23 protein-coding genes are annotated in these 20,911 nt (G+C 73.5%); 8 read left to right on the top strand and 15 right to left on the bottom strand.

Translation table 11 applies throughout. From position 1 onward, the window contains the following. Positions 1-60 precede the first annotated feature (60 nt). Positions 61-504, bottom strand: a complete 444-nt coding sequence (locus tag ACZ6Q9_RS10010) for a hypothetical protein (protein WP_396828995.1) — start codon at positions 502-504, stop codon at positions 61-63. Positions 505-548: 44 nt separating this feature from the next. Then, positions 549-1,535 carry a 4-hydroxy-3-methylbut-2-enyl diphosphate reductase gene (locus tag ACZ6Q9_RS10005; RefSeq protein WP_363705064.1) on the bottom strand — a complete coding sequence of 329 codons (987 nt, stop codon included), beginning with the start codon at positions 1,533-1,535 and terminating at the stop codon, positions 549-551. Between the two features lie 176 nt (positions 1,536-1,711). On the opposite strand from ACZ6Q9_RS10005, the gene xseA reads away from it, so the two are divergent. Together xseA and ACZ6Q9_RS09995 are read left to right on the top strand one after the other, a co-directional pair. Then, positions 1,712-2,932 carry an exodeoxyribonuclease VII large subunit gene (gene xseA / locus ACZ6Q9_RS10000; RefSeq protein WP_393452692.1) on the top strand — a complete coding sequence of 407 codons (1,221 nt, stop codon included), beginning with the start codon at positions 1,712-1,714 and terminating at the stop codon, positions 2,930-2,932. Between the two features lie 37 nt (positions 2,933-2,969). After that, a complete protein-coding gene (locus ACZ6Q9_RS09995; RefSeq protein WP_350678613.1) occupies positions 2,970-3,182 on the top strand; it encodes an exodeoxyribonuclease VII small subunit in 213 nt (70 codons plus the stop codon). Positions 3,183-3,260: 78 nt separating this feature from the next. Here the strand turns inward: ACZ6Q9_RS09995 and ACZ6Q9_RS09990 are convergent, their stop codons facing one another. The 3 genes from ACZ6Q9_RS09990 to ACZ6Q9_RS09980 form a co-directional block, all read right to left on the bottom strand. Continuing rightward, positions 3,261-4,115, bottom strand: a complete 855-nt coding sequence (locus ACZ6Q9_RS09990) for a hypothetical protein (RefSeq protein ID WP_393258592.1) — start codon at positions 4,113-4,115, stop codon at positions 3,261-3,263. 239 nt (positions 4,116-4,354) lie between these two features. After that, complete coding sequence (locus tag ACZ6Q9_RS09985) at positions 4,355-5,170, bottom strand: hypothetical protein (RefSeq protein WP_393258589.1); 816 nt, start codon at positions 5,168-5,170, stop codon at positions 4,355-4,357. A 112-nt stretch (positions 5,171-5,282) separates the two neighbouring features. After that, positions 5,283-5,993, bottom strand: a complete 711-nt coding sequence (locus tag ACZ6Q9_RS09980) for a DUF4245 domain-containing protein (protein ID WP_393452695.1) — start codon at positions 5,991-5,993, stop codon at positions 5,283-5,285. A gap of 153 nt (positions 5,994-6,146) precedes the next feature. Here ACZ6Q9_RS09980 and glpX point away from each other — a divergent pair, with 153 nt between their 5' ends. Together glpX and ACZ6Q9_RS09970 are read left to right on the top strand one after the other, a co-directional pair. Continuing rightward, a complete protein-coding gene (gene glpX / locus ACZ6Q9_RS09975) occupies positions 6,147-7,181 on the top strand; it encodes a class II fructose-bisphosphatase (protein WP_357692224.1) in 1,035 nt (344 codons plus the stop codon). A 14-nt stretch (positions 7,182-7,195) separates the two neighbouring features. Then, complete coding sequence (locus tag ACZ6Q9_RS09970; protein ID WP_393453649.1) at positions 7,196-8,170, top strand: DMT family transporter; 975 nt, start codon at positions 7,196-7,198, stop codon at positions 8,168-8,170. A gap of 68 nt (positions 8,171-8,238) precedes the next feature. On the opposite strand, the gene ACZ6Q9_RS09965 is transcribed toward ACZ6Q9_RS09970, so the two are convergent. Further along, positions 8,239-9,183 carry an NAD-dependent epimerase/dehydratase family protein gene (locus ACZ6Q9_RS09965; RefSeq protein WP_396828996.1) on the bottom strand — a complete coding sequence of 315 codons (945 nt, stop codon included), beginning with the start codon at positions 9,181-9,183 and terminating at the stop codon, positions 8,239-8,241. A 141-nt stretch (positions 9,184-9,324) separates the two neighbouring features. Between ACZ6Q9_RS09965 and ACZ6Q9_RS09960 the strand changes: the two genes are divergently transcribed. Further along, positions 9,325-10,023, top strand: coding sequence for a TetR/AcrR family transcriptional regulator (locus tag ACZ6Q9_RS09960; RefSeq protein ID WP_396828997.1), 699 nt, complete (start codon positions 9,325-9,327; stop codon positions 10,021-10,023). A gap of 224 nt (positions 10,024-10,247) precedes the next feature. On the opposite strand, the gene ACZ6Q9_RS09955 is transcribed toward ACZ6Q9_RS09960, so the two are convergent. From ACZ6Q9_RS09955 to ACZ6Q9_RS09930, 6 genes are all read right to left on the bottom strand, one after another. Next, on the bottom strand, positions 10,248-11,219 hold the full coding sequence (locus tag ACZ6Q9_RS09955; protein WP_350703416.1) for an NAD(P)/FAD-dependent oxidoreductase: 972 nt from the start codon (positions 11,217-11,219) through the stop codon (positions 10,248-10,250). Between the two features lie 115 nt (positions 11,220-11,334). Then, positions 11,335-11,988 carry a rhomboid family intramembrane serine protease gene (locus tag ACZ6Q9_RS09950; RefSeq protein WP_396828998.1) on the bottom strand — a complete coding sequence of 218 codons (654 nt, stop codon included), beginning with the start codon at positions 11,986-11,988 and terminating at the stop codon, positions 11,335-11,337. A gap of 114 nt (positions 11,989-12,102) precedes the next feature. Next, positions 12,103-12,801 carry an aggregation-promoting factor C-terminal-like domain-containing protein gene (locus ACZ6Q9_RS09945; protein ID WP_357692212.1) on the bottom strand — a complete coding sequence of 233 codons (699 nt, stop codon included), beginning with the start codon at positions 12,799-12,801 and terminating at the stop codon, positions 12,103-12,105. Positions 12,802-13,066: 265 nt separating this feature from the next. Then, a complete protein-coding gene (locus ACZ6Q9_RS09940) occupies positions 13,067-14,482 on the bottom strand; it encodes a PhoH family protein (protein WP_393452700.1) in 1,416 nt (471 codons plus the stop codon). A 378-nt stretch (positions 14,483-14,860) separates the two neighbouring features. Continuing rightward, on the bottom strand, positions 14,861-15,196 hold the full coding sequence (locus ACZ6Q9_RS09935) for a hypothetical protein (RefSeq protein ID WP_350703423.1): 336 nt from the start codon (positions 15,194-15,196) through the stop codon (positions 14,861-14,863). 31 nt (positions 15,197-15,227) lie between these two features. Beyond that, positions 15,228-15,572, bottom strand: a complete 345-nt coding sequence (locus ACZ6Q9_RS09930; protein WP_393452703.1) for a hypothetical protein — start codon at positions 15,570-15,572, stop codon at positions 15,228-15,230. A 263-nt stretch (positions 15,573-15,835) separates the two neighbouring features. Between ACZ6Q9_RS09930 and ACZ6Q9_RS09925 the strand changes: the two genes are divergently transcribed. From ACZ6Q9_RS09925 to otsB, 3 genes are all read left to right on the top strand, one after another. Further along, positions 15,836-16,276 (top strand): XRE family transcriptional regulator, encoded by a 441-nt coding sequence (locus ACZ6Q9_RS09925; RefSeq protein ID WP_393258570.1) that lies wholly within the window; start codon positions 15,836-15,838, stop codon positions 16,274-16,276. Positions 16,277-16,438: 162 nt separating this feature from the next. Next, entirely contained in the window at positions 16,439-16,792 is a 354-nt protein-coding gene (locus ACZ6Q9_RS09920; protein WP_393258568.1) for a hypothetical protein, read from the top strand. A 101-nt stretch (positions 16,793-16,893) separates the two neighbouring features. Continuing rightward, positions 16,894-17,718 carry a trehalose-phosphatase gene (gene otsB, locus ACZ6Q9_RS09915; protein WP_396828999.1) on the top strand — a complete coding sequence of 275 codons (825 nt, stop codon included), beginning with the start codon at positions 16,894-16,896 and terminating at the stop codon, positions 17,716-17,718. Positions 17,719-17,746: 28 nt separating this feature from the next. Here otsB and ACZ6Q9_RS09910 read toward each other — a convergent pair whose 3' ends face one another. The 3 genes from ACZ6Q9_RS09910 to ACZ6Q9_RS09900 all read right to left on the bottom strand — a co-directional run bounded on the left by ACZ6Q9_RS09910 (position 17,747) and on the right by ACZ6Q9_RS09900 (position 20,893). Further along, positions 17,747-18,517 carry an isoprenyl transferase gene (locus tag ACZ6Q9_RS09910; protein WP_350678538.1) on the bottom strand — a complete coding sequence of 257 codons (771 nt, stop codon included), beginning with the start codon at positions 18,515-18,517 and terminating at the stop codon, positions 17,747-17,749. A gap of 31 nt (positions 18,518-18,548) precedes the next feature. Beyond that, positions 18,549-19,691: a geranylgeranyl reductase family protein gene (locus ACZ6Q9_RS09905; RefSeq protein ID WP_396829000.1), complete on the bottom strand. Its 1,143-nt coding sequence runs from the start codon at positions 19,689-19,691 to the stop codon at positions 18,549-18,551. 323 nt (positions 19,692-20,014) lie between these two features. Beyond that, entirely contained in the window at positions 20,015-20,893 is an 879-nt protein-coding gene (locus ACZ6Q9_RS09900; protein WP_396829001.1) for a hypothetical protein, read from the bottom strand. Between the last annotated feature and the right edge of the window lie 18 nt (positions 20,894-20,911).

The raw sequence follows: 20,911 nt of genomic DNA, 5'->3' as shown, positions 1-20,911 counted from the left end.
GCCCGCAACGACGCCCGCCGCGATGAGGACCCGGCGCGCCGCCTGCGCGCGGATGGTGGCTCAGCCGCGGCGGGCGGTGTCGACCTGGAAGGGCGTGCCCTGCTGGCAGGTGGTGAGCAGGTCGGGCTGGACCCGACCGGTGACGGTCACCTTCGCGCCGGGCTTCAGCACGTCGCGCGGGCCGCCGATCAGCAGGTAGTTGCCGAGCAGCAGGCAGTTGGGCTCGACCCCGGGGGTGACCGTCCCGGTCAGCGTGGTGCCGCCCGCCGGCGGCGACGAGGTCGGCCGGCCCGGGCGCTTCGTGGGTGGGGGCAGGACGGGACCGCTCGCGTCGTCGCTGGTCGGCGGCGCGCCGGGGGTGGTCGGATCCGGGCTGGGCGGCGTGGTCACTGGGGCTCCCGTCGGGCTGGGGGTGTGGATGCCGCCGGCACCGTTCTGACCGCCGCAGGCGCTCAGCGCCACGCAGACGGCCAGCGCGGAGGCGGCGAGCCGAAAGGTCCTCATACCCGTATCGGACGCAGCGAAGCCCGGCGCCGTTCCCTGCCGGGTCAGCCGCGGGCCGCGGCGGCCTTCATGTCCCGCTTGAGCTCCTGCGGCAGCGAGAAGGTCAGCCGCTCGTTGGCCGTCACCACCTCGTCCACGTCGGTGAACCCGTGCGCGGCGAGGTGGGCGAGCACCTCCTGCACCAGCTCGTCCGGGACGCTGGCGCCCGAGGTCAGCCCGACCGTGCGCGCCCCCTCCAGCCAGGCGTCGTCGATCTCGTGTGCGAAGTCGACGAGGTGACCGGCCCGCGCCCCGGCGTCCAGGGCGACCTCGACGAGGCGTACGGAGTTGGAGGAGTTGCGCGAGCCGACGACGATCACCACGTCGCACTCGGGCGCGATCTCCTTGACCACGTGCTGCCGGTTGGAGGTGGCGTAGCAGATGTCGTCGCTGGGGGGCGACTGGAGCATCGGCAGCCGCTTCTTGAGCCGGGCCACCGTCTCCAGCGTCTCGTCGACCGAGAGGGTGGTCTGGGAGAGCCAGACGACCTTGTTCGGGTCGCGGACGGTGATCTTGTCGGCATCCTCGGGGCCGTCCACGAGCTGGATGTGCTCCGGGGCCTCGCCGGAGGTGCCGATGACCTCCTCGTGCCCCTCGTGGCCGATGAGCAGGATGTCGTAGTCCTCGGCGGCGAACCGCTTCGCCTCCTGGTGCACCTTGGTGACCAGCGGGCAGGTCGCGTCGATCGCCTTGAGCGAGCGCGTGCGGGCCTGCTCGTAGACCTCCGGCGCCACCCCGTGCGCGGAGAAGATGACGGTGGCGCCCTCCGGCACCTCCTCGTTCTCCTCCACGAAGATCGCGCCCTTGGCCTCCAGGGTCTGCACGACGTGCTTGTTGTGCACGATCTGCTTGCGTACGTAGATCGGGGCGCCGTAGAGCTTGAGCGCCTCCTCCACGGTCTGCACCGCGCGGTCCACGCCCGCGCAGTAGCCGCGGGGCTTGGCCAGGAGCACGCGCTTGCCGGTCCGGGACGTCGCTTCAGCCTGAGTCACCCGCCCATCGTACGTGCCGCCCGGACGGCAACCCCGACTGCGACCGCCACCCCGCACCCCACCCCCGACCCCCGACCCACCTCGTTGATCATGAGGTTGTTGCCCGCGACACGCCGTCAGCAGGGCAACAACCTCATGATCAACGGGGCCCGGACGGCGGGCCGTAGGGTGGGCAGGTGAGCACAGGCGAGGTGGGGCGGAGCACGTCCGAGGAGCCGTGGCCGGTCCGGGTGGTCAGCCAGAAGGTCGGCGCCTGGATCGCCCGGCTGGGCTGGGTGTGGGTCGACGGGCAGGTGGCGCAGATCAGCCGCCGGCCGGGCGCCACCACCGTCTTCCTCACCCTGCGGGACCCGTCGGCCGACCTGAGCCTGACCGTCACCACCAACCGGGACGTCCTCGACGCCGGCGCGCCGGAGCTGCGCGAGGGTGCCCGCGTGGTGCTGCACGCCAAGCCGGAGTTCTACGCGGCCCGGGGCACGCTCAGCCTGCGCGCCGACGAGATCCGGCAGGTCGGCCTCGGCGAGCTGCTGGCCCGGCTGGAGAAGCTCAAGAAGCTGCTCGCCGCCGAGGGGCTCTTCGACCGGGCCCGCAAGCGCCGGCCGCCGTTCCTGCCCAACCGGATCGGGCTGATCACCGGCCGCGCGTCGGCCGCCGAGCGGGACGTGCTGACCAACGCCCGCCGGCGCTGGCCGGCCGTGGAGTTCCGCACGGTCAACGTGGCCGTCCAGGGGCCGAGCGCGGTCCCGCAGATCGTCGACGCACTCAAGGTGCTGGACGCCGACCCGACCATCGACGTGATCATCATCGCCCGGGGCGGGGGCGGCATCGAGGATCTGCTCCCCTTCTCCGACGAGGCGCTCTGCCGGGCGGTGTTCGCCTGCCGCACGCCGGTGGTCAGCGCGATCGGCCACGAGACGGACGCGCCACTGGTCGACTACGTCGCCGACCTGCGCGCCTCCACGCCGACCGACGCGGCCAAGCGGGTGGTCCCCGACCTCACCGAGGAGGTACGCCTCATCCGGCAGGCCCGGCACCGCCTGGAACGCGCGGTGCGCAACCTCGTCGACCGCGAGTCGCACCGGCTCGACGGGCTGCGCTCCCGGCCCGTGCTGGCCCGCCCGCAGGTGATGGTCGACCAGCGGGCCGCCGACCTGACCGGGCTCCGCCAACGGGCCGGGCGCTGCCTGGAGCACCGGCTCGCGGCCGCCGACGACGACCTGCGACACACCCTGGCCCGGCTGCGTGCTCTCTCGCCGGCGGCCACCCTCGACCGGGGTTACGCAATCGTCCAGCGGGCCGACGGGCACGTCGTTCGGGCCGCGTCCGAGGTGGGCAAGGGCGACGCGCTGCGGGTCCGGCTCGCCGACGGCGAACTGGCCGCCACGGTCGACGGCTGAACGGGTAGGGCAGACACGATGTGGTGGGATGGCAGCGATGACTGACGAGAAGAAGGACGAGCGCCTCAGCTACGAGCAGGCCCGCGCCGAGCTGGCGTCGGTGGTCGAGCGGCTGGAGGCCGGCGGCACGACGCTGGAGGAGTCGCTGGCGCTCTGGGAGCGCGGCGAGAAGCTGGCCGAGGTCTGCCAGCGCTGGCTCGACGGCGCCCGCGCCCGGATCGACGCCGCCCGGCAGGAGCCCGCCTCCTGACGTCCCCGCGCGTCGATCATGGGTGTGGTGGGGACAAACGTCACCCACCACGAACCCCCATGATCGACGCGGCGCGCGTCAGTTGAACAGGTTGTAGAGCTCCGCCGGTGCCTCGACCACCTGGTCCGCCGGCGGCTTCCGCGCCGCGGCGGCGTTGCCGTAGTCCGAGTAGGTGATCCGGATGTCCTGCGCCTTCGTCTGGCCGGCGGCCGGAATCTGGATGACCATCTCGCTGAGTCGCCCCTGCGGGTCGAGCTTCGCGGTGAACGGCACCGACTTCGCCTGCGCCCCGAGGGCCGTGACCACCGCCGGGTCCACCGAGCCCGCCTGCGCCGCCTTCGACACGTCGATGGTGCCGGCGTACGCGCCCTCGCCCGTCTGCCGCACCTCGGTGATGCCCTGGGTCAGCACCTCGCTGCCCGCCGGGTCGACCTTGTCGAAGTCGAAGCCGAGGTTCCGGTTGCCCTTGATCCGGGTCTGGTCGAGGTGCTGGTACTTGCCGAGGTTCAGCTTCTGCACGCCCGGCAGGCTGCCCGCGGTCGTGCCGCCGAGTTCCAGCTTCACCCAGCTGTCCGGCTTGGCGTGGACGAGGTCGAGCTTCATGAACAGGTCGTCGGTCGGCTGGCCGATCGTCACCCGCATCTCGGCGCTCTGGCTGGGCTCGTGCACCTGCCCCTCGGCGGTGGAGCCGGCGCCGGACATGGTGAACCGGAAGTTGCCGTTGCTGATCTCGCGGGTGGAGGCCAGCAGCGCCTGCTTGGCGTCGCCGGGGACCGGGGTCGCGGCGCCGGAGGCCGCCACCGTGCCGGACGCCGACACGGACGGGGAGGCGGACGAGCCCGCCTCCGGTGTCCCGCTGGCATTGCAGGCGGCCAGACCGGGAGTGAACAGCGCGGCGGCCACCAGGCCGGCGCTCAGGCGTCGAAGAGTCATGCGTGTCTCCCACGTGGGTCACCCGACGCACCTGACGGCGCCGGAAACCGGGCGACGCACCGCGTCGGCTACGTCGCGCGAGCCCGGGGGCGGCTGCCGGAGCGGCCGGGCGGGCCCGCTCCCCTGTTGTTCCCTGCCACCGCGTCGCACAATCACCGGTCTGTCCGGTTGCCCCGGTCGGGTGACCGCCGAAACGCGGAAGCGGGCGGCCGGAGCCGCCCGCTTCCGTCGTGCCGGTGTTAACTGAACATCTCGTACGTCGAGGCCGGGGCCTCGACGACCTTGTCCGCCGCCGGCTTCTGCGGCGTGGTGGCGTTGCCGTAGTCGGCGTAGGTGACCGTCATGTCGTGGGCCTTGGTTTCACCGGCCGCCGGGACCGAGATGACCAGCTCGGTGAGCCGACCCTGGTCGTCCAGCTTGGCGGTGAAGGACAGCGACTTGGCCTGCGCGCCGAGCGCCTTGACCATGTCGGAGTCCAGGGCGGCCGAGCCGTCGCCCACGGCGGACGCGTCGAGCTTGCCGGCGTAGCTGCCCTCGCCGGTCTTCTGCACCTCCGTGATGCCCTTGGCGAGCACGGCAGCGCCGGCCGGGTCCACGTCCTTCATGTTGAGGCCGAGCTCGCCGGCGTCCTTGACCTTGGACTGGTCGAGGTGCTGGTACTTGTCCTTCACCTTGTCGGCGCCGGGGATCATCGCCCCCAGCTCGCCGAGGTCGATCTTCACCCAGCTCTCCGGCTCGATGTAGATCATCTCCATGCCGAAGGTGGTGCCGGAGCCGTCGTCGGCCTTCATCGTGAACTGGGCGCTGTTGCTGGGCTTGTGCACCGAGCCCTTGCCGCTGATGCCGTCACCGGCGATCGTGAAGTTGAAGTTCCCCTTCTCGATCTCCTTGGTGGAGGCGAGCAGCGCCTCCTTCGGGTCGGCGGGGACGGCCGGGGCCGACGACGCGGACGAGCCGGCGGCGCCGGGCTCGGCGGCGTCCGACTTGCAGGCGGCCAGACCGGGAACGAGCAGGGTGGCGGCGAGCACGCCGACGCTCCACCGTCGAATGTTCACTGTTGTCTCTCTTCGCAGAACGGTAAGCACCCGGCCGACCGCGGTCGCCGGGGGTGAGCCGGGGCAGCGTAGCCGATGGGACCGACGTCCGGGGGCCCTCGACAGCCGGCCGCTACCGGATCGTCCCGGCCAGGTGTCGCAGCTCGTTGTCCCGGGCGTCGCCGACCACGATCACCGTCCGGTTCGGTTCGAGCAGCACCAGCGCCTGCTCGTTGGCCCGGGCGGTGTACCGCTGCCAGGTGCGCCCGCCCAGGTCGGTCTGCCCCTGGGGTTGCCCCTCGGCGGTCAGCTCGGCGGGCAGCAGCCGCTCCGGTGGCACGTTGCTCTGCACCAGCTGGGCGCCCCGCCCCTCCGGGGTGAGGTAGCCGAGGCGCAGGCTCGCCCCGCCCTCGACGTTCTGGAAGGTCGCGTTGACCGTCCGCCACCCGTCGCCCAGCTCCACCGGCTCGCTGACCGGGAACGCGTTGGCGGCCCGGGCCGACTCGACGGCGGGCGCGGGGTCGACCGTGACCGGCTGGTCGCCGCCGAGGAACCCCCGGTAGAAGGCGAGCAGCAGGGCGATCGGGATCAGCAGCACGAGCAGCGAGAGCGCCATGTCCTTCGGCGACCGCTCCGACTTGCGGGCGTCGACCGCGGGCGGCGGCGCGGGCAGCTCGCCCGTCTCCGCCGCGCCGGCCGGCGCGGCGCCCGGGGCGGCGGGGGGTTCCACCAGCGCCGGCTCGCCCTCCGGCACGGCGGCGGCCGGGGTCGGGTCGACCGGCGGCTGACCGTCCGGCGGCGTCTGGTCGGCGGGTACGCGATCGGCAGGCTGTGCGGGTTCCACCCCGCCATCTTCCCGCACCGCCCGACCGGCCGTATCCGGGCCATCACCGCCCCGGCACGGCGCCCGGTCAGCCATCGTGTGAGGATCAGCGACACAGCCGGCAGCGGCGACGCCGCACCCTGCCGCCCCGCAACGTCGCGAGGAGGAGCCGTCATGACCAACACCACAAGGACGCGGATCCCACAGGATCTCGACCGCAACCTCGCCCTCGACCTGGTCCGGGTCACCGAGGCCGCGGCGATGGCCGCCGGCCGCTGGGTCGGCCGGGGCGACAAGGAGGGCGGCGACGGGGCCGCCGTCGACGCGATGCGCAAGCTGATCAACTCGATCCCCATGCGGGGCGTCGTGGTGATCGGCGAGGGCGAGAAGGACAACGCGCCGATGCTCTTCAACGGCGAGGAGGTCGGCGACGGCACGGGGCCGGAGGTGGACGTCGCGGTCGACCCGATCGACGGCACCACGCTGATGAGCAAGGGCATGCCGAACGCCCTGGCCGTGCTCGCGGTCGCCGAGCGCGGGGCCATGTTCGACCCGAGCGCCGTGTTCTACATGGAGAAGCTCGCGGTCGGCCCGGTCTACGCCGACGTCGTGGACATCAACGCCGGGGTGGCCGACAACCTGCGCCGGATCGCCAAGGTCAAGGGCGCCGACATCTCCGAGGTGACGGTCTGCGTCCTGGACCGGCCCCGACACGACGACCTGGTGGCGCAGATCCGGCGCGCCGGGGCAGGCATCCGCTTCATCTCCGACGGCGACATCGCGGGCGCCATCGCCGCCGCCCGCGGCGAGTCGGACGTCGACGTGCTGATGGGTATCGGCGGCACCCCGGAGGGGATCACCGCGGCCTGCGCCCTCAAGTGCATGGGCGGGGTGATGCAGGCCAAGCTCTGGCCGCGCGACGCCGAGGAGCGGGAGAAGGCGCTCGCCGCCGGGCACGACCTGGACCGGGTGCTCACCACCGACGACCTCGTCACCGGCGACAACTGCTTCTTCGTGGCGACCGGGGTCACCTCCGGCGACCTGCTGCGCGGGGTCCGCTACCGGGCCGGTGGGGCGTACACCCAGTCGATCGTGATGCGCTCGAAGAGCGGCACGATCCGGGTGATCGACTCGTACCACCGGCTGGAGAAGCTGGCCCTCTACTCGGCGGTGGACTTCGACGGTCGCCCCCTGGCCGAGCAGGAGTGACAGCCACCGGGACGATGGCCCCGCCGGCCCCCTCGGCGACCCGCCGGATCGCCGGCGTGGGCCTCGCGACCGCCTCCGGGGTCGCCGTGGCCGTACAGTCCCGGATCAACGGTGAGTTGGGCGTACGGCTGTCCGACGGGATCGCCGCCGCGGTGGTCTCGTTCGGCGTGGGCCTGCTGGTGCTGTTGGTGCTGGTTCCCGCCACCCCCGGTGGGCGGCGGGGACTGGTGGCCCTGCGTGGCGCGCTCGCCGACGGCACGCTGCGGCCGTGGCAGTGCCTCGGCGGGGTGTGCGGCGCCCTGCTGGTGGCCGCGCAGGGGCTGACCATCGGCGCCCTGGGCGTGGCCGTGTTCACCGTGGCGGTGGTCGCCGGCCAGTCCGGCAGCAGCCTGGCCGTCGACCGGGCGGGGGTCGGCCCGAACGGGCGCCAGCCTGTCACCGCCCAGCGGCTGGCCGGCGCGGCGCTGACCGTGGTCGCCGTCCTGCTGGCCGTCGGCGACCGGCTCGGCGACCCGGGCACCCTCGGGCTGGCGCTGCTGCCGCTGCTCGCGGGAGTGGCCATCGCCTGGCAGCAGGCGGTCAACGGCCGGGTGCGGATGGCCTCCGGCAGCGCCCTGACGGCCACGCTGGTCAACTTCACCGCCGGGACGACGGCCCTGCTGGCGACCTTCGCCGTCGACGTCGCGGTCCGGGGCTGGCCGGCGGGCGACCTGCCCACCGAGCCCTGGTTCTACCTGGGTGGGCCGATCGGGATCGTGTTCATCGCGATCGCCGCCGCGATCGTCCGGTTCACCGGCGTGCTGCTGCTCGGCCTGGCCACCATCGCCGGTCAGATCGTCGGCGCCGTGCTGCTGGACGTGCTGCGGCCCACGACGGCCTCCCACCCGAGCCTCACCACCCTGCTCGGCGCGGCGCTGACCATGGTCGCGGTCCTCGTCACCGCGCTCGCCCCGGCCGCGCCCGGCCGGCCGGACGGCCCGGCCCGCTGACGTCGTCAGGGCAGCGGAACGGACCTGGCGGGTGTGCCGGCCCGCGCGGAACAACGGACCACCGGTGCTCAGGAGGCGCGCGCCGGGGCCGGCTGGGCGCGGAGGGCGGCGACGGTGTCGGCGAGGGCGTCGTCGAGCGGGGTCGGGTCGATGCCGAAGGTCGCGACGGCCGCGGTGGAGTCCAGCACGAACGGCCGGTCGAACTGGTAGGCGATCTCCCGCATCTCCTTCGCGGTCGCGTCGAACAACCCGCCCAGCCACAGCATCGGCCCGGGCATCCGGGTGAGCTTCGGCACGGGCGCCCCGGCGAGCGCGGCCGCGCGGGCGGCCAGGCCACGGATCGAGACCGCCGGCGCGGTCGGCACGTGCCAGACCCGGCCCCAGCCCCGCTCGTCGGTGGCCGCGGCCACCAGGGTGCGGGCCACGTCCGGCACGTACGTCCAGCTGTGCGGCGCGTCGAGATCCGCCGGCACCAGCGCGCGCCGGCCGGCCAGGACCTGCGGCAGCACCAGCATGCTCGGCAGTGACTGGGCGCCGGCGCCCAGGTAGTCCGAGCCCCGCACCTCGGTGGCCCGGACCCGGCCCGCCTCGTGGGCGGCGAGCGCGTCGGCCCACATCTGCGCCCGGACCCGCCCCTTCACGCTGCTCGGCCGCAGCGGCGTCGCCTCGGTCATCGGGGCGTCGACGGGGCCGTAGCCGTAGAGGTTGCCGACGGTGGCGAGCACCGCCCCGCTCCGCTCGGCAGCGGTGAGCAGTGCGGCGGCCAGTGGCGGCCAGTCGGTGGCCCACCGGTGGTAGGCCGGGTTGGCGCAGTTGTAGAGCGCCGCCGCGCCGGTGGCCGCCGCGGTGAGGCGGTCGGCGTCGGTGGCGTCCGCGGCGATCCGCTCGACCGCCGGGTGCTCCGGCCCGCCGCCCCGGCGGGTCACCAGCCGCACCCGCTCGCCCCGGTCGGCGAGGAGACGGGCGGTGGCGGTGCCGACGGGGCCGGCGCCGACGATCACGTGCAGTGCCATCAGGGGTCACCTTTCAGAACGGCAATTCTCTCCGAGAGCGGCGCTCTCGTTCGACGCCAAGCATGACCCACGACCGCGCCTCACGTCAAGAGCGCTGCTCTCGGTTTTGATCTGCGCTCTCAATCGTGGCAGGGTGGAGGCATGACTGCACCCTCCATCCGCGCCCGGGTCCGCGCCGAGATGATCGACGAGATCAAGGCCGTGGCCCGGCGACACCTCGCCAGCGACGGCGCCAACCTGTCACTCCGTGCGGTCGCCCGGGACATGGGCATGGTCTCGTCGGCGATCTACCGCTACTTCCCCAGCCGCGACGAGCTGCTGACCGCGCTGATCATCGAGGCGTACGACGCGCTCGGCGAGGCCGTGGAGGCGGCCGACGCCGGATGCGACCGCCTCGACCTGCGCGGACGCTGGCACGCCGCCTGCCGGGCGGCCCGCGGCTGGGCACTCGCCCACCCCGCCGAGTACGCCCTGCTCTACGGCAGCCCCGTGCCCGGCTACGCCGCCCCGGACGACACCATCGGCCCCGCCCAGCGACCGCCGCTGACCCTGATCGGCATCCTCCGCGACGGATTCGGCGCCGGTCGGCTCGACCCGCCACCGGCCGCCGAGGTGGCCGGGCCGCTCCGCGCCGACCTGGCGGACCTGGCCGGGATGCTGGGCGGCGAGCTGCCCGAGGCACTGCTCGCCCGGGGCATGGCCGGCTGGACCCAGCTCTTCGGGCTGATCAGCTTCGAGCTGTTCGGCCGGATCAACCGCACGCTGCCGCACCGGGACGCGTACTTCGACCACCAGATGGCACTGATGGCCGACCTGATCGGTCTCCCCCGAACGGACTGAACCCGTCCCGCGCGACGGTCAGCGGGGCGGAACGGCGGAACGCGGCGTCGGCCACGGCGGATCGACCGGCTCGGCGGAGCCGAGCCGCTCCCAGGTCCCGTCCGGCCGGCGGAGGGCGAAGCCGGCGTGCCGTCGCGGTGCGGAGCCGGGAAGCTCATCCGCCCACCGTCGCAACCATTGATCTCGATCCGGCCACGGCCGGGGCGGCATCCGGTACCGGTGCGTCAGGTGCCGTCGGAGGAGTGCCCGGGGAAGAGGTGCGCGCTCGGGTCGATGGCGACGGCCGCGTTGTTCACCGCCGTGGCGGCCTCGCCGAAGCCGGTGGCGATCAGCCGCACCTTGCCCGGGTACTCGGTGATGTCGCCGGCCGCGAAGACCCGGGGCAGGTTCGTCGCCATCGCGCTGTCGACCACGATGTGCCGGCGGTCGAGCCGCAGCCCCCACTCGGCCAGCGGGCCGAGGTCGGCGGTGAAGCCGAGGGCGGCGACCACCGTGTCCACCGGCAGCAGCTCGGCGGCGGCGCCGCCGCGTACGGTAATCTCGGCGCCGGTCACCGCCCCGTCGCCGTGCAACCCGGTCACCTCCGCGTTGACGATCACGCGCACCGGCAGCTCCAGCACCCGGGCGACGGTGGCGGCGTGGGCGCGGAACTTCTCCCGCCGGTGCGCCAGCGTCACCGAGCGGGCCAGCGGCTGGAGCGTCAGCGCCCAGTCGAAGGCGGAGTCGCCGCCGCCGACGATCAGCACGTCCCGGCCGGCCAGCTCGGTCGGCTGCGGTACGAAGTAGACGATCCCCGTACCGGCGAAGTGCTCCGCCACCGGCAGCGGGCGGGGCGTGAAGCTGCCCAGCCCGCCGGTCACGATCACCGCTCCGCAGCCGAGCTGCTCGCCCCCGGCGAGGCCGAGCACCGGCCGCCCGTCGGCGTACGAGAGCTTCTCGGCGCGGGTGCCGAGCAAATAGCGCGGGTCGAAGGGCGCCGCCTGGGCGACGAGGTTGGCGATCAGGTCCCGCCCCTTGACCGCCGGGAAGCCGGCCACGTCGTGGATCAGCTTCTCCGGGTACATGGCGGTGATCTGGCCGCCGGGCTCGGGCAGCGCGTCGACGACCGCGACGGAGAGCCCGCGGAAGCCGGCGTAGTACGCCGCGAACAAGCCGGCCGGACCGGCCCCGATCACCGCGACATCGACCTCGCGCATGGGCGTACCGTCGCTTTCCGCTCACGGATCAACGCGTGCTGATCCCGACGGTAGGGCCGGCGGTGTGCCCGGGCAAGCATGTCCCACCGGCCGCACGGCACCGGCGCGTCGGCGCTCAGGGCAGGGTGAGCGTGGACTCCGAGCGGTACGGGCCACCGAGGTCGTCCCGGCGGCGCCGGAAGATGATCGCGGCGACCGCCCCGCCGAGCAGCCCGAACAGGTGCCCCTGCCAGGAGATCCGCTCGTCGGTGGGGAGGATGCCGACCAGCTGCCAGCCGTAGAGCAGGCCGACCAGCAGGAAGACCGCGAAGTTCCACCAGCTCCGCTCGACGATCCCCCGCATGAGCAGGATGCCCAGGTAGCCGAAGATGACGCCGCTCGCGCCGACCACGACGGAGTTGGACGAGCCGGTGAACCACACCCCCAGCCCGCTGACCAGGACGATGACGAGCGTCGACCAGAGGAACCGGCGGGCGCCGGCGGCGAGCACGAAGGTGCCGAGCAGGATCAGCGGGATGCTGTTGCTGTAGAGGTGGTCGAAGCCGTGGTGCAGGAACGGCGAGAAGAACACCCCGTCGAGCCCGTCGATGCGCTTGGGGATGATCCCGGCGGCGGCGTCGAAGCCGGCCGCCAGCCCCTGGTCGAGGGCCTCGATGAGGAAGAGGAACGGCACCACCGCGCACATGGCGACGAAGGCCCGGCCGAGCGAGGCGTAGAACGCCTCGGTGCCGAACCGGTGCGGATCGCCGCTTCGCGGGTGCAGGGTCACCCGTCAAGAGCTATCAGGTGACGGCCCGTGCCGCCACTCCTGCGGCGATCCGGGTGCCCCGACGACGGAGGCGGGGTGTGTGGACGCCCACACACCCCGCCTCCGGCCGGTCGGTCAGTACCAGCCCACGTCCTGGGAGTGCGCCCAGGCCTTGCAGGGCGAGCCGTAGCGGCCCTCGATGTAGCCGAGGCCCCACTTGATCTGGGTCGCCGGGTTGGTCTGCCAGTCGTCGGCGACCGAGCCCATCTTGCTGCCCGGCAGCGCCTGCGGGATGCCGTACGCCCCGGACGAGGAGTTGCGGGCCTTGTGGTTCCAGCCGCTCTCCTTGGTCCAGAGCTTGTCCAGACAGGGGAACTGGTCCATCCCGAAGCCGGCCTTCACCATGAGGGCGCAGCCGACCTCGCGGTTGCCGCTGAACTCCGCGCAGGACGCCGGGATCGGCCCGTCGTACGGCTTGCTCTCGGCGGCCTTCTCGGCCGCGGCCTTGGCGGCGGCCTCCCGCGCCTTCTTCCGCGACGCGGCGGCGGCCTCGGCCTCGCGGGCCCGCTTGGCGGCTTCCTTGGCCGCCGCGGCGGCGCGCAGCTTCGCCTGGTATTCGGCGGCCCGCTGCTTCGCCGACTGCACCTGGTGGGCGGCCTGGCGTTCGCGCTGGTAGTCGAGCTCGGCCTCCTCCACGGCGGCGCCGACCTGCGCGGTGAGGCCCTGTTGCTGGGTCTGTCGGTCTTCGCCCAGGTAGACACCGCCGGCAACGCCCACGGAGAGCAGTGCGACAGCGGCCGTGCGGGCGCCGAACCGGCTCCACAGCCGACTCACGAAGTGGTCCCTTCGTCGGGGGCAAGGACACGGCGCGGGCACCCGTCATGGGCGGGCCGCGCCGCGAGCGCCCCGACCTGTGCCGGTCGCAGCCGACGCACCGGGGGTGGAAGATGTCGGTGTGACGAACGATCACCAACGATCTTGTCGGTACGTGGGCGCTCGTTGGACACCATCGCGCACGGTGAGGCCGATGGGAAACCAACAGGCTCATTTGTGACTTGCGTCACTCAAATTATAGGCACAAACAGTCAGATAACGGTCATCAGTGCGGGATGTCCTCCAGCAGGTCCGTCACCATCGCGGCGATCGGCGAACGCTCCGAACGGCTGAGGGTGACGTGGGCGAAGAGCGGATGGCCCTTGAGCGCCTCGATCACCGCGGTCACCCCGTCGTGCCGACCGACGCGGAGATTGTCCCGCTGGGCCACGTCGTGGGTGAGCACCACCCGCGAGCCCTGGCCGATCCGGGAGAGCACGGTCAACAGCACCCCGCGCTCCAGCGACTGCGCCTCGTCCACGATCACGAAGGCGTCGTGCAGGCTCCGGCCCCGGATGTGGGTCAGCGGCAGCACCTCCAGCAGGCCGCGCGACGTGACCTCCTCCAGCACGTTCTCGTGCACCACCGAGCCGAGGGTGTCGAAGACCGCCTGCGCCCAGGGCGACATCTTCTCCGACTCCGAGCCGGGGAGGTAGCCCAGCTCCTGCCCGCCGACGGCGTAGAGCGGGCGGAAGACCACCACCTTCTTGTGCCGCCGGCGCTCCATCACCGCCTCCAGCCCGGCGCAGAGGGCCAGCGCGGACTTGCCCGTCCCGGCCCGCCCGCCCAGCGAGACGATGCCGACCGACTCGTCGAGCAGCAGGTCGAGGGCGATCCGCTGCTCGGCCGACCGGCCGTGCAGCCCGAACGCCTCCCGGTCGCCGCGGACCAGCCGCACCGTCTTGTCGGGCAGCACCCGGCCGAGCGCCGAGCCGCGGGCGGAGTGCAGCACCAGGCCGGTGTGGCAGGGCAGCCCGGCGGCCTCGTCCAGGTCGAGCGTCTCGCCGGCGTAGAGCCGGCCGATCTGCTCCTCGGCCAGCTCCAGCTCGGACATCCCCGTCCAGGTGGGGTCGCTGGCCTGGCCGTGCCGGTACTCGTCGGCCCGCAGGCCCACCGAGGCCGCCTTGACGCGCAGCGGCATGTCCTTGCTGACCAGGGTCACCTCCCGCCCCTCGGCGGCGAGGTTCAACGCGACGGAGAGGATCCGCGCGTCGTTGGAGTCGGTGCGGAAGCCCGGCGGCAGCACGCCGTCGTCGGCGTGGTTGAGCTCCACCCGCAGCGTGCCGCCGGAGTCGTTGGCCGGCACCGGGCGGTCGAGCCGCCCGTGCCTGACCCGCAGCTCGTCCAGCATGCGCAGGGACTGCCGGGCGAACCAGCCCAGCTCCGGATGGTGCCGCTTGCCCTCCAGCTCGGAGATGACCACGAGGGGCAGGACCACCTCGTGCTCGGCGAAGCGGTGGAAGGCCGCCGGGTCGGAGAGGAGCACCGAGGTGTCCAGGACGAACGCCTGGCCGGCTGGTCGGGGCTCCTCGGCGTCGGCCGGAGCGGCGGACGCCCCGCGGCGGCTCCGGGTGGTGCGGCGGGTCGTGGCAGTCGCGGCCGTGGTCCGGTCGGCCCCGGCGGTCGTACGGCGAGTCGTCACAGGCCTGCTCCGACGGATGGGCATCCGCCACCCGCGTTCCGCCTCCTCCGGTGCCCGGGGACACGGGGTCGGATGCGGAACCCCGTGCGCGAGGTCGCAGATCCGGGCGGACCGGCTGGCTCGGGAGAACCCCGTGCCATGCCTAGACGCTAGCGGCGCCGGACCCTCCGGGCTAGAGGGCGATCGTGGATCTCCGGGGACCGGCACGTTAACAGGCGGCGGCGGAACCGGCCGGGATGCATGCCCCCTGCGCGCATCCCGGCCGGTGGGACCACCGTCACCGGTCTGACGTGGTCCCGACGGTGCGTGTCCGCCGCGGACGACGCACCGTGCCCTGGGTACCGGTCGACGGGGCCTCGGGATCCCCGTCGACCGGGCTCAACCGGTCCGCCGCACGAGGGTGCCGGTCGGGTGTCGCCCGGTGACCGGGGCGGCCGGCGCCGCGAACGACGAGCCGGTGTACGTGGTGCCCGGCCGGACCACCGTGCCGGTGACGCGGGTGGTGGTGGGCGACGGGCCGGCCAGCGCCGACGCGATGGCCGCCTGGGCGTCGCGGCGGCGTCGGTTCCAGGCGCCCCGGTCGCCGTCGAAGTAGCCCTGGCGGTAGCCGAACCGGTAGCCGATCCGGTAGCTGAGCTGCCCGTGCAGCCGACCGGCGGCGTAGCTGGTGGCGCCGAGGACGAGGACGAGGAAGACCGCGAGGAAGGGGCTCATCCGGCGGCTCCGGTGCGCCGCGGGTGCCCGGTCATCGCTCCTCCGGCTCGACCGAGGTGGGATCGGCGACCAGGAGCCTGTCCAGGTCGTCCGTGCTGACCTCCTCGATCAGCTCGACGCTGATCCGGCAGCCGTCCAGGACGACCTCGGCCACCGAGGACCGGCGGATCTCGCCGCCGGCGTCGTACACCCGGACGCTGAGCTCCGGACAGCCGAGGTGGGTACGCCAGGTGTCCCACTCGGTGCGGTCGCCGACGCTGAGCGAGAGGTAGCGGCAGCCCCGGGCGACGTAGAGGCGCCAGGGCGCGCTCAGGCCGGCGGCCACTCCCTCCGCGATCAGGCCGAAGGCCTGGGCTCGGGTGGCGAGTTCGGTCACCACACCCCCCTCGCGCCGGGGGCGTGACGCATGTGAGCACTGATCGTCTCATGCACGTGACACACCGTAGGTTGTCTCATGGGCGTGACAGTATCAGCTTTTCGTCTGTTTACTCCGCCTCTACGGGCACCTACTCTGCCCAGGTGACACCCCTCAGAAGCGGCGCCGGATCGTTTACCGGCAGGCCGACATTCGCGTCTCGTCCGCGTGACACCAGCGTGCCGGGGCGGGCACGGCTGGCCGGCGGGTCGTACCGTCACGACGTGACCGAGACGGCCAACGCACGGAAGATCGCCTTCGCCACCTTCGTCCGTCGGGCGCTCGACGAGGCCCGGGCCACCCGGGCCTGGAGCGGCACCGAGGTCTCCCGTCGCACCGGGGTTTCCCGGCAGACCATCAACCGCTGGGTCCGGGGCGACTGGGCCAGCGACCCGGAGGCCGAGCGCGTGGTGGCGTTCTGCGAGGGCCTGGGGCTCAACCCGGCGACCGCCTTCGCCGCGCTGGGCTGGGACCGCACGGCGACGCCCCGCAGCACCTCCACCCCACCACCGATGGACCCCGACGTCGAGGCGCTGCTGCGCCGCCTCGTCGACCCCGACGTCTCAGACGCGGAGAAGTTCCACATCCGGGAGACCATCCGTTACCTCGCTTATCGCCCGACTCTGCCGGCCGATGTCCGAAAACGAGGTAAACAGGCCGGCTAGTTCCTCAGATGGCGAAAGAACGGCAGGTCAGACCCATTCGTTTCGCTCCGGGGCCGGAACGGGCACGCTAGCGTCCCTATTCGTACTGCTTGGGCTCGTCGTCGGCGGGGGGACGGGACAAGGCCGAACCCAGCCCTGCGGGACAGAAGGAGGGGTCTGTCCATGACCCTGAAGTGGATGGCAGTCGTCATCGCCACCGTGTCGATGACACTGGGCGTGACCGGAAACGTGGTGACGCTGGCGGTCAACGGCGGGCAGCTTCCCCTGCTCGTCAACCTCCTCGCGCTCGCCACCGCCGGCACCGCGGTCGTCCTGGCCGTGGTCGCCGAGCTGCACGACCGGCTGAACGACCGGATCAGCGCGCTCACCGACTTCCTGGTGAGCCGGCTCAAGGAGATCGAGGAACGCAGCGGCGACCGGAACACCGGGTTCGTGGAGGGCTACCTGCTCAGCCACGGCCAGGAGGCGGCCGTCGTGCCGTTCGGTCGACGGGGACGGGGAGCCGCCGAACGCTGACCCGCCAGGCCCGCCTTCGTGCCGACCGCGCCTCCGGACGCCGGCCGGACCGCATCGTTCGACCGGGATTGAGCCGACCCGGCCGGGGTACGCTGACGCGCGTGCCGCCGTTGAACCTGGGCAACCAGCAGCCGAAGACCCCGTTGGACGCCGACCGTGCCTGGCGGACGACCGCCGGGCGGGCCGACGCGACGGTGCTCTTCTTCGACTTCGACGGCACCCTGGCACCGGTCGACGACGACCCCACCGCGGTGCGGCCCGCGCCGAACGTGCTCGCCGCGATCGAGGCGCTCGCCCCCGTCGTACGGCGGGTCGCGATCGTCTCCGCGCGACCGGTCGAGTTCCTCCGCGACCACCTCGGCGGGCTGGCCGGGATCGACCTGTACGGCCTCTACGGCCTGGAGCACAGCCACTCGGGCGGCGAGACCGTGACCGAGCCGGCGGCCCTGCCGTGGGTGCCCACCATGGCCGAGCTGGCCGAGCTGGCCCGGGCCGAGCTGCCCGAGGGCGCGCTGGTGGAGTACAAGCGGCTCTCCGTGGCGCTGCACTGGCGCACGGTGCCGCAGCTCGGCGACACCGTGGAGCGGTGGGGCCGGGCCCAGGCCGAGCGGCTCGGGCTCAAGGTCCAGGCCGGGCGGATGGTGCTGGAGCTCAAGCCGCCGGTCGACCGGGACAAGGGCATGGTGACCGACGAGGTGGTCCGGGACGCCCAGGGCGCCTGGTACTTCGGCGACGACGTCTCCGACATCAAGGCCTTCGCCGCGCTGCGGGCCCGGGCCGCCGCCGATCCGCACTTCTTCGGCGTCTGCGTCGCCGTCGCCAACCCCGAGACCGGCCACGAGGTCGCGGAGGCGGCCGACCTGACCCTGGACTCCCCCGCCGCGCTCGGCGACTTCCTCGCCGCCGCCGCCCACCACCTCACCTGACGCGCCCGGGGTGGCCGGGGCCGGGAGGTCAGGCCCCGTAGCGGCGCTGCCGGTTGGCGTAGGAGCGCAGGGCGCGGAGGAAGTCGATGTGGCGGAAGTCCGGCCAGTTGAGCTCACAGAAATAGAACTCCGAGTGCGCGGACTGCCAGAGCATGAAGCCGGACAGCCGCTGCTCGCCGCTGGTGCGGATGACCAGGTCGGGGTCGGGCTGGCCCCGGGTGTAGAGGTGCTCGGCGATGTGCTCGACGTCCAGCACCTCGGCCAGCTCCTCGATGGTGCCGCCGGAGGCGGCGTGCTCCAGCAGCAGCGAGCGCACCGCGTCGGTTATCTCCCGCCGGCCGCCGTAGCCGACCGCGATGTTGACCTCGGCCCCGCCGCTGCGCTCGCGGGTGCGCTCCTCGGCGGCCTTCAGCGCCGCGGCGGTTGACGCCGGGAGCAGGTCGAGCGCGCCGACCATGCGCAGCCGCCAGGGGTTGCCCTCCTCGGCCAGCTCGACCACGAGGTCCTCGATGATCTGCAGCAGCGGGTCCAGCTCGCTGGCCGGCCGGCGCAGGTTGTCGGTGGCCAGGAGGTAGAGCGTGACGTGCGCGATGCCGGCCTGGTCGCACCAGCCCAGCACGTGCTTGATCTTCGCTGCGCCGACCCGGTGCCCGTCGTTCGGGTCGACGTAGCCCATCTCCCGGGCCCACCTGCGGTTGCCGTCGCACATCACGCCGACGTGCCGGGGCACCGGCTTGCCCGCGAGCTTGGCCGTGAGGCGACGCTCGTACACCGAATAGATCAGGTCCCGCAGAGTCATCACCTTGCAGCGTAGCGACCTGTCCCGCCGATCACCCCCTCGGATGGCGTTCCCACGCCGGCAGACCGATGCCGATCATGCCCAGCGTGCGGGCGTCGAGCCGCCCGTCGCCCAGCCCCAACTCGACCACCGTCCGGTAGACCCGGTCGTCCCGGCGGGCCGCCCGGACCGCCGCGTCGACGACCCGCCGGCGCCGGGCCAGCCACGCCGCGAACGAGCTGTGCCGCAGGTGGGCGCCGAGCCGGCGGCGCAGCGCCGCCGCGTACCGCCGGGCAGCCTGCTCGGGCGAGCCGGTGGCCGCCGCGCCGGCGAGCGCGCCGGAGAGCAGGGCGTAGAAGATCCCTTCGCCCGTGAACGGATTGATCAGCGAGAGCGCGTCGCCGGCGAGCAGCACCCGGCCGCGCCCGGGCGACGGGCGGTGCGTCGACAGCGGCAGGTGGTGCGCCCGCAGGTCGGTCACCGTGGCCAGGTCCGTGCCGGGCAGCAGCGCGCCGAGCCGGTCGACCAGGTGCGCCCGGCTCAGCGGCTCCCCCCGCAGCACCTCCCCGTACCCGACGTTCGCCCGGCCGTCGCCGATCGGGAACGACCAGGCGTACGCCGGCCAGCGCGGCGCCGAGGTGACGATGAGCTGTTCGGGCGGGCCGGGCAGCGCCGGGGCGTACCCTCGGATGGCGAGCGCCAGGTGGCGGTCGGGGTTCACCGGGTGCCCGAGCGCCCGCCGGACCACCGACCCGGCGCCGTCCGCGCCGACCACCGCCCGCGCGGCCAGCTCCCCGTCGAGCACCACCCGGTCGGCGCGGACCTCCACCCGCCGCACCGCGTGCCGGCGCAACCGCGCGCCGGCCGCGACCGCCGCCGCCACCAGCCGGGCGTCGAAGACCGTCCGGGGCACCGTGTACGCCGGCCGGGGCAGCGCCCGGGCCACCGTGCCGCCACCCGGCCCGACCAGGCGCAACGCCGGCAGCGGCGCGTGCCCGGCCACCGCATCGGGCACACCCAGCTCGGCGAGCACGTCCAGCGCGTGCGCCGCGATGCCGTCCCCGCACGCCTTGACCCGGGGAAAGTCGGAGCGGTCCAGCAGCAGGACGCTGGCCCCCGCCCGCCGGGCCGCCAGCGCGGCGGCCGACCCGGCCGGACCGGCCCCGACCACCACCACGTCGAACTCATCGCTCACCGCATCGCCTCCCTCCGGCCTGACCTTCCGGCCTTTCGGCCATCCTGCCGTCGCACACGCGCGGCGCGCCGATGCCGCACCGGCATGTCCGTCAGCACGTCGTCGACCCGGCACCGACCAACGGCTCGAGCCCTGTCGAGCTGCCCGCACAGACGGGGCACCATCCGGGCGGCCGGCCTCGTCATTCCGGCGGTCCCATGGACGGGGCAGCTCGACAGCGCTCGACAGGGGCCCGTGATCTGTCCCGGACTCGTCGCTCCGTCAGGCCGGTGCGGCGCGCTCGGTTGACCCGGCCCGGCTCGGTTCGCCCGGTGCGCTCGGGTTCACCTGGCACGCTCGGAAAGCCCGGCGCGCCCGATTCGCTCGGCGCGGGTCGCGCGCCACAGGCCGTAGAGCGTCAGGGCGGCTGCGGCCAGCAGCGGGCCGCCGTCGCGGATCAGCCCGTCCAGCCCGAGCAGCCACCAGCACAACGGCAGGTCGACGGCGAGCACGACGACGGTCACCGCCACCAGCAGGATGCGCGCCCAGCCCTTGCCGCGCATCAGGAAAGCGGTGCAGAACAGTACCGCGTAGCTGGTCACGATGCCGGCGGCGAACCAGAACAGCACCGCCGGCACGGCGGTCAGCCTGTCGTCCAGCACGGCGCCGCCGGCGACCAGGGCCGGGACCAGCATCAGCGGGCTGTAGGTGAACGCGGCAACCCGGCTGGTGAGCAGCCAGCCGTTGACCTCGGGCCAGCGGGGTGGGGTCTCCCGCCAGGAGATGCCACTATGGTCGATGACCAGCCGGGGCCGGTGGCGGACCAGGTGCCCGGACACCGCGGGCGAGCGGTAGAGCAGCCAGACCACGGCCGCGCAGAGGGCGGTGAGCAGGGCGAACCCGAGCAGCCCGGGCAACGGCGGCACGCCCTGCCGGGGCACGATCAGCCGCCCGACGGCGAACACCGTGGTCACCGCGAGGATCAGCCCGAACGGCCGGGCCACCGTCCGGCCGCGACGGACGTGCCCGATCAGCAGCAGGAAGCCGAGCGAGCGGAGCATGGCCCAGCCGGTGCGTACGGCCAGCCCGAAGCCCTGCTCCGGGGCGTACCACCAGTTGAGCAGCTCGACCGCGACGGTGGCCGCCGCGGTCAGTGCGAGCAGCGTGGTCAGCGCCCGGACGGCGGACGGCCGCCGGACCTCGGTCTCGGCGGCCGTCCTCATGGGAACCGATGATGCCCG

The sequence above is a fragment of the Micromonospora sp. NPDC049139 genome, from assembly GCF_055586845.1.
The sequence above is the reverse complement of the archived record's forward strand: the minus strand, read 5'-3'. Positions and strand labels throughout refer to the sequence as shown.

Excerpts from the sequence above, each read along its gene's own strand:
- ACZ6Q9_RS09965 (WP_396828996.1), bottom strand. The coding sequence starts at position 9,183 with ATGGCACTGCACGTGATCGTCGGCGCCGGCCCCGTCGGCACCGCCACC.
- ACZ6Q9_RS09910 (WP_350678538.1), bottom strand. The coding sequence starts at position 18,517 with ATGACTCTGCGGGACCTGATCTATTCGGTGTACGAGCGTCGCCTCACG.
- ACZ6Q9_RS09960 (WP_396828997.1), top strand. The coding sequence starts at position 9,325 with ATGACTGCACCCTCCATCCGCGCCCGGGTCCGCGCCGAGATGATCGAC.
- ACZ6Q9_RS09920 (WP_393258568.1), top strand. The coding sequence starts at position 16,439 with ATGACCCTGAAGTGGATGGCAGTCGTCATCGCCACCGTGTCGATGACA.
- ACZ6Q9_RS09995 (WP_350678613.1), top strand. The coding sequence starts at position 2,970 with ATGACTGACGAGAAGAAGGACGAGCGCCTCAGCTACGAGCAGGCCCGC.
- ACZ6Q9_RS10010 (WP_396828995.1), bottom strand. The coding sequence starts at position 504 with ATGAGGACCTTTCGGCTCGCCGCCTCCGCGCTGGCCGTCTGCGTGGCG.
- ACZ6Q9_RS09955 (WP_350703416.1), bottom strand. The coding sequence starts at position 11,219 with ATGCGCGAGGTCGATGTCGCGGTGATCGGGGCCGGTCCGGCCGGCTTG.
- ACZ6Q9_RS09990 (WP_393258592.1), bottom strand. The coding sequence starts at position 4,115 with ATGACTCTTCGACGCCTGAGCGCCGGCCTGGTGGCCGCCGCGCTGTTC.
- ACZ6Q9_RS09970 (WP_393453649.1), top strand. The coding sequence starts at position 7,196 with ATGGCCCCGCCGGCCCCCTCGGCGACCCGCCGGATCGCCGGCGTGGGC.
- ACZ6Q9_RS09935 (WP_350703423.1), bottom strand. The coding sequence starts at position 15,196 with ATGAGCCCCTTCCTCGCGGTCTTCCTCGTCCTCGTCCTCGGCGCCACC.
- ACZ6Q9_RS09900 (WP_396829001.1), bottom strand. The coding sequence starts at position 20,893 with ATGAGGACGGCCGCCGAGACCGAGGTCCGGCGGCCGTCCGCCGTCCGG.
- glpX (WP_357692224.1), top strand. The coding sequence starts at position 6,147 with ATGACCAACACCACAAGGACGCGGATCCCACAGGATCTCGACCGCAAC.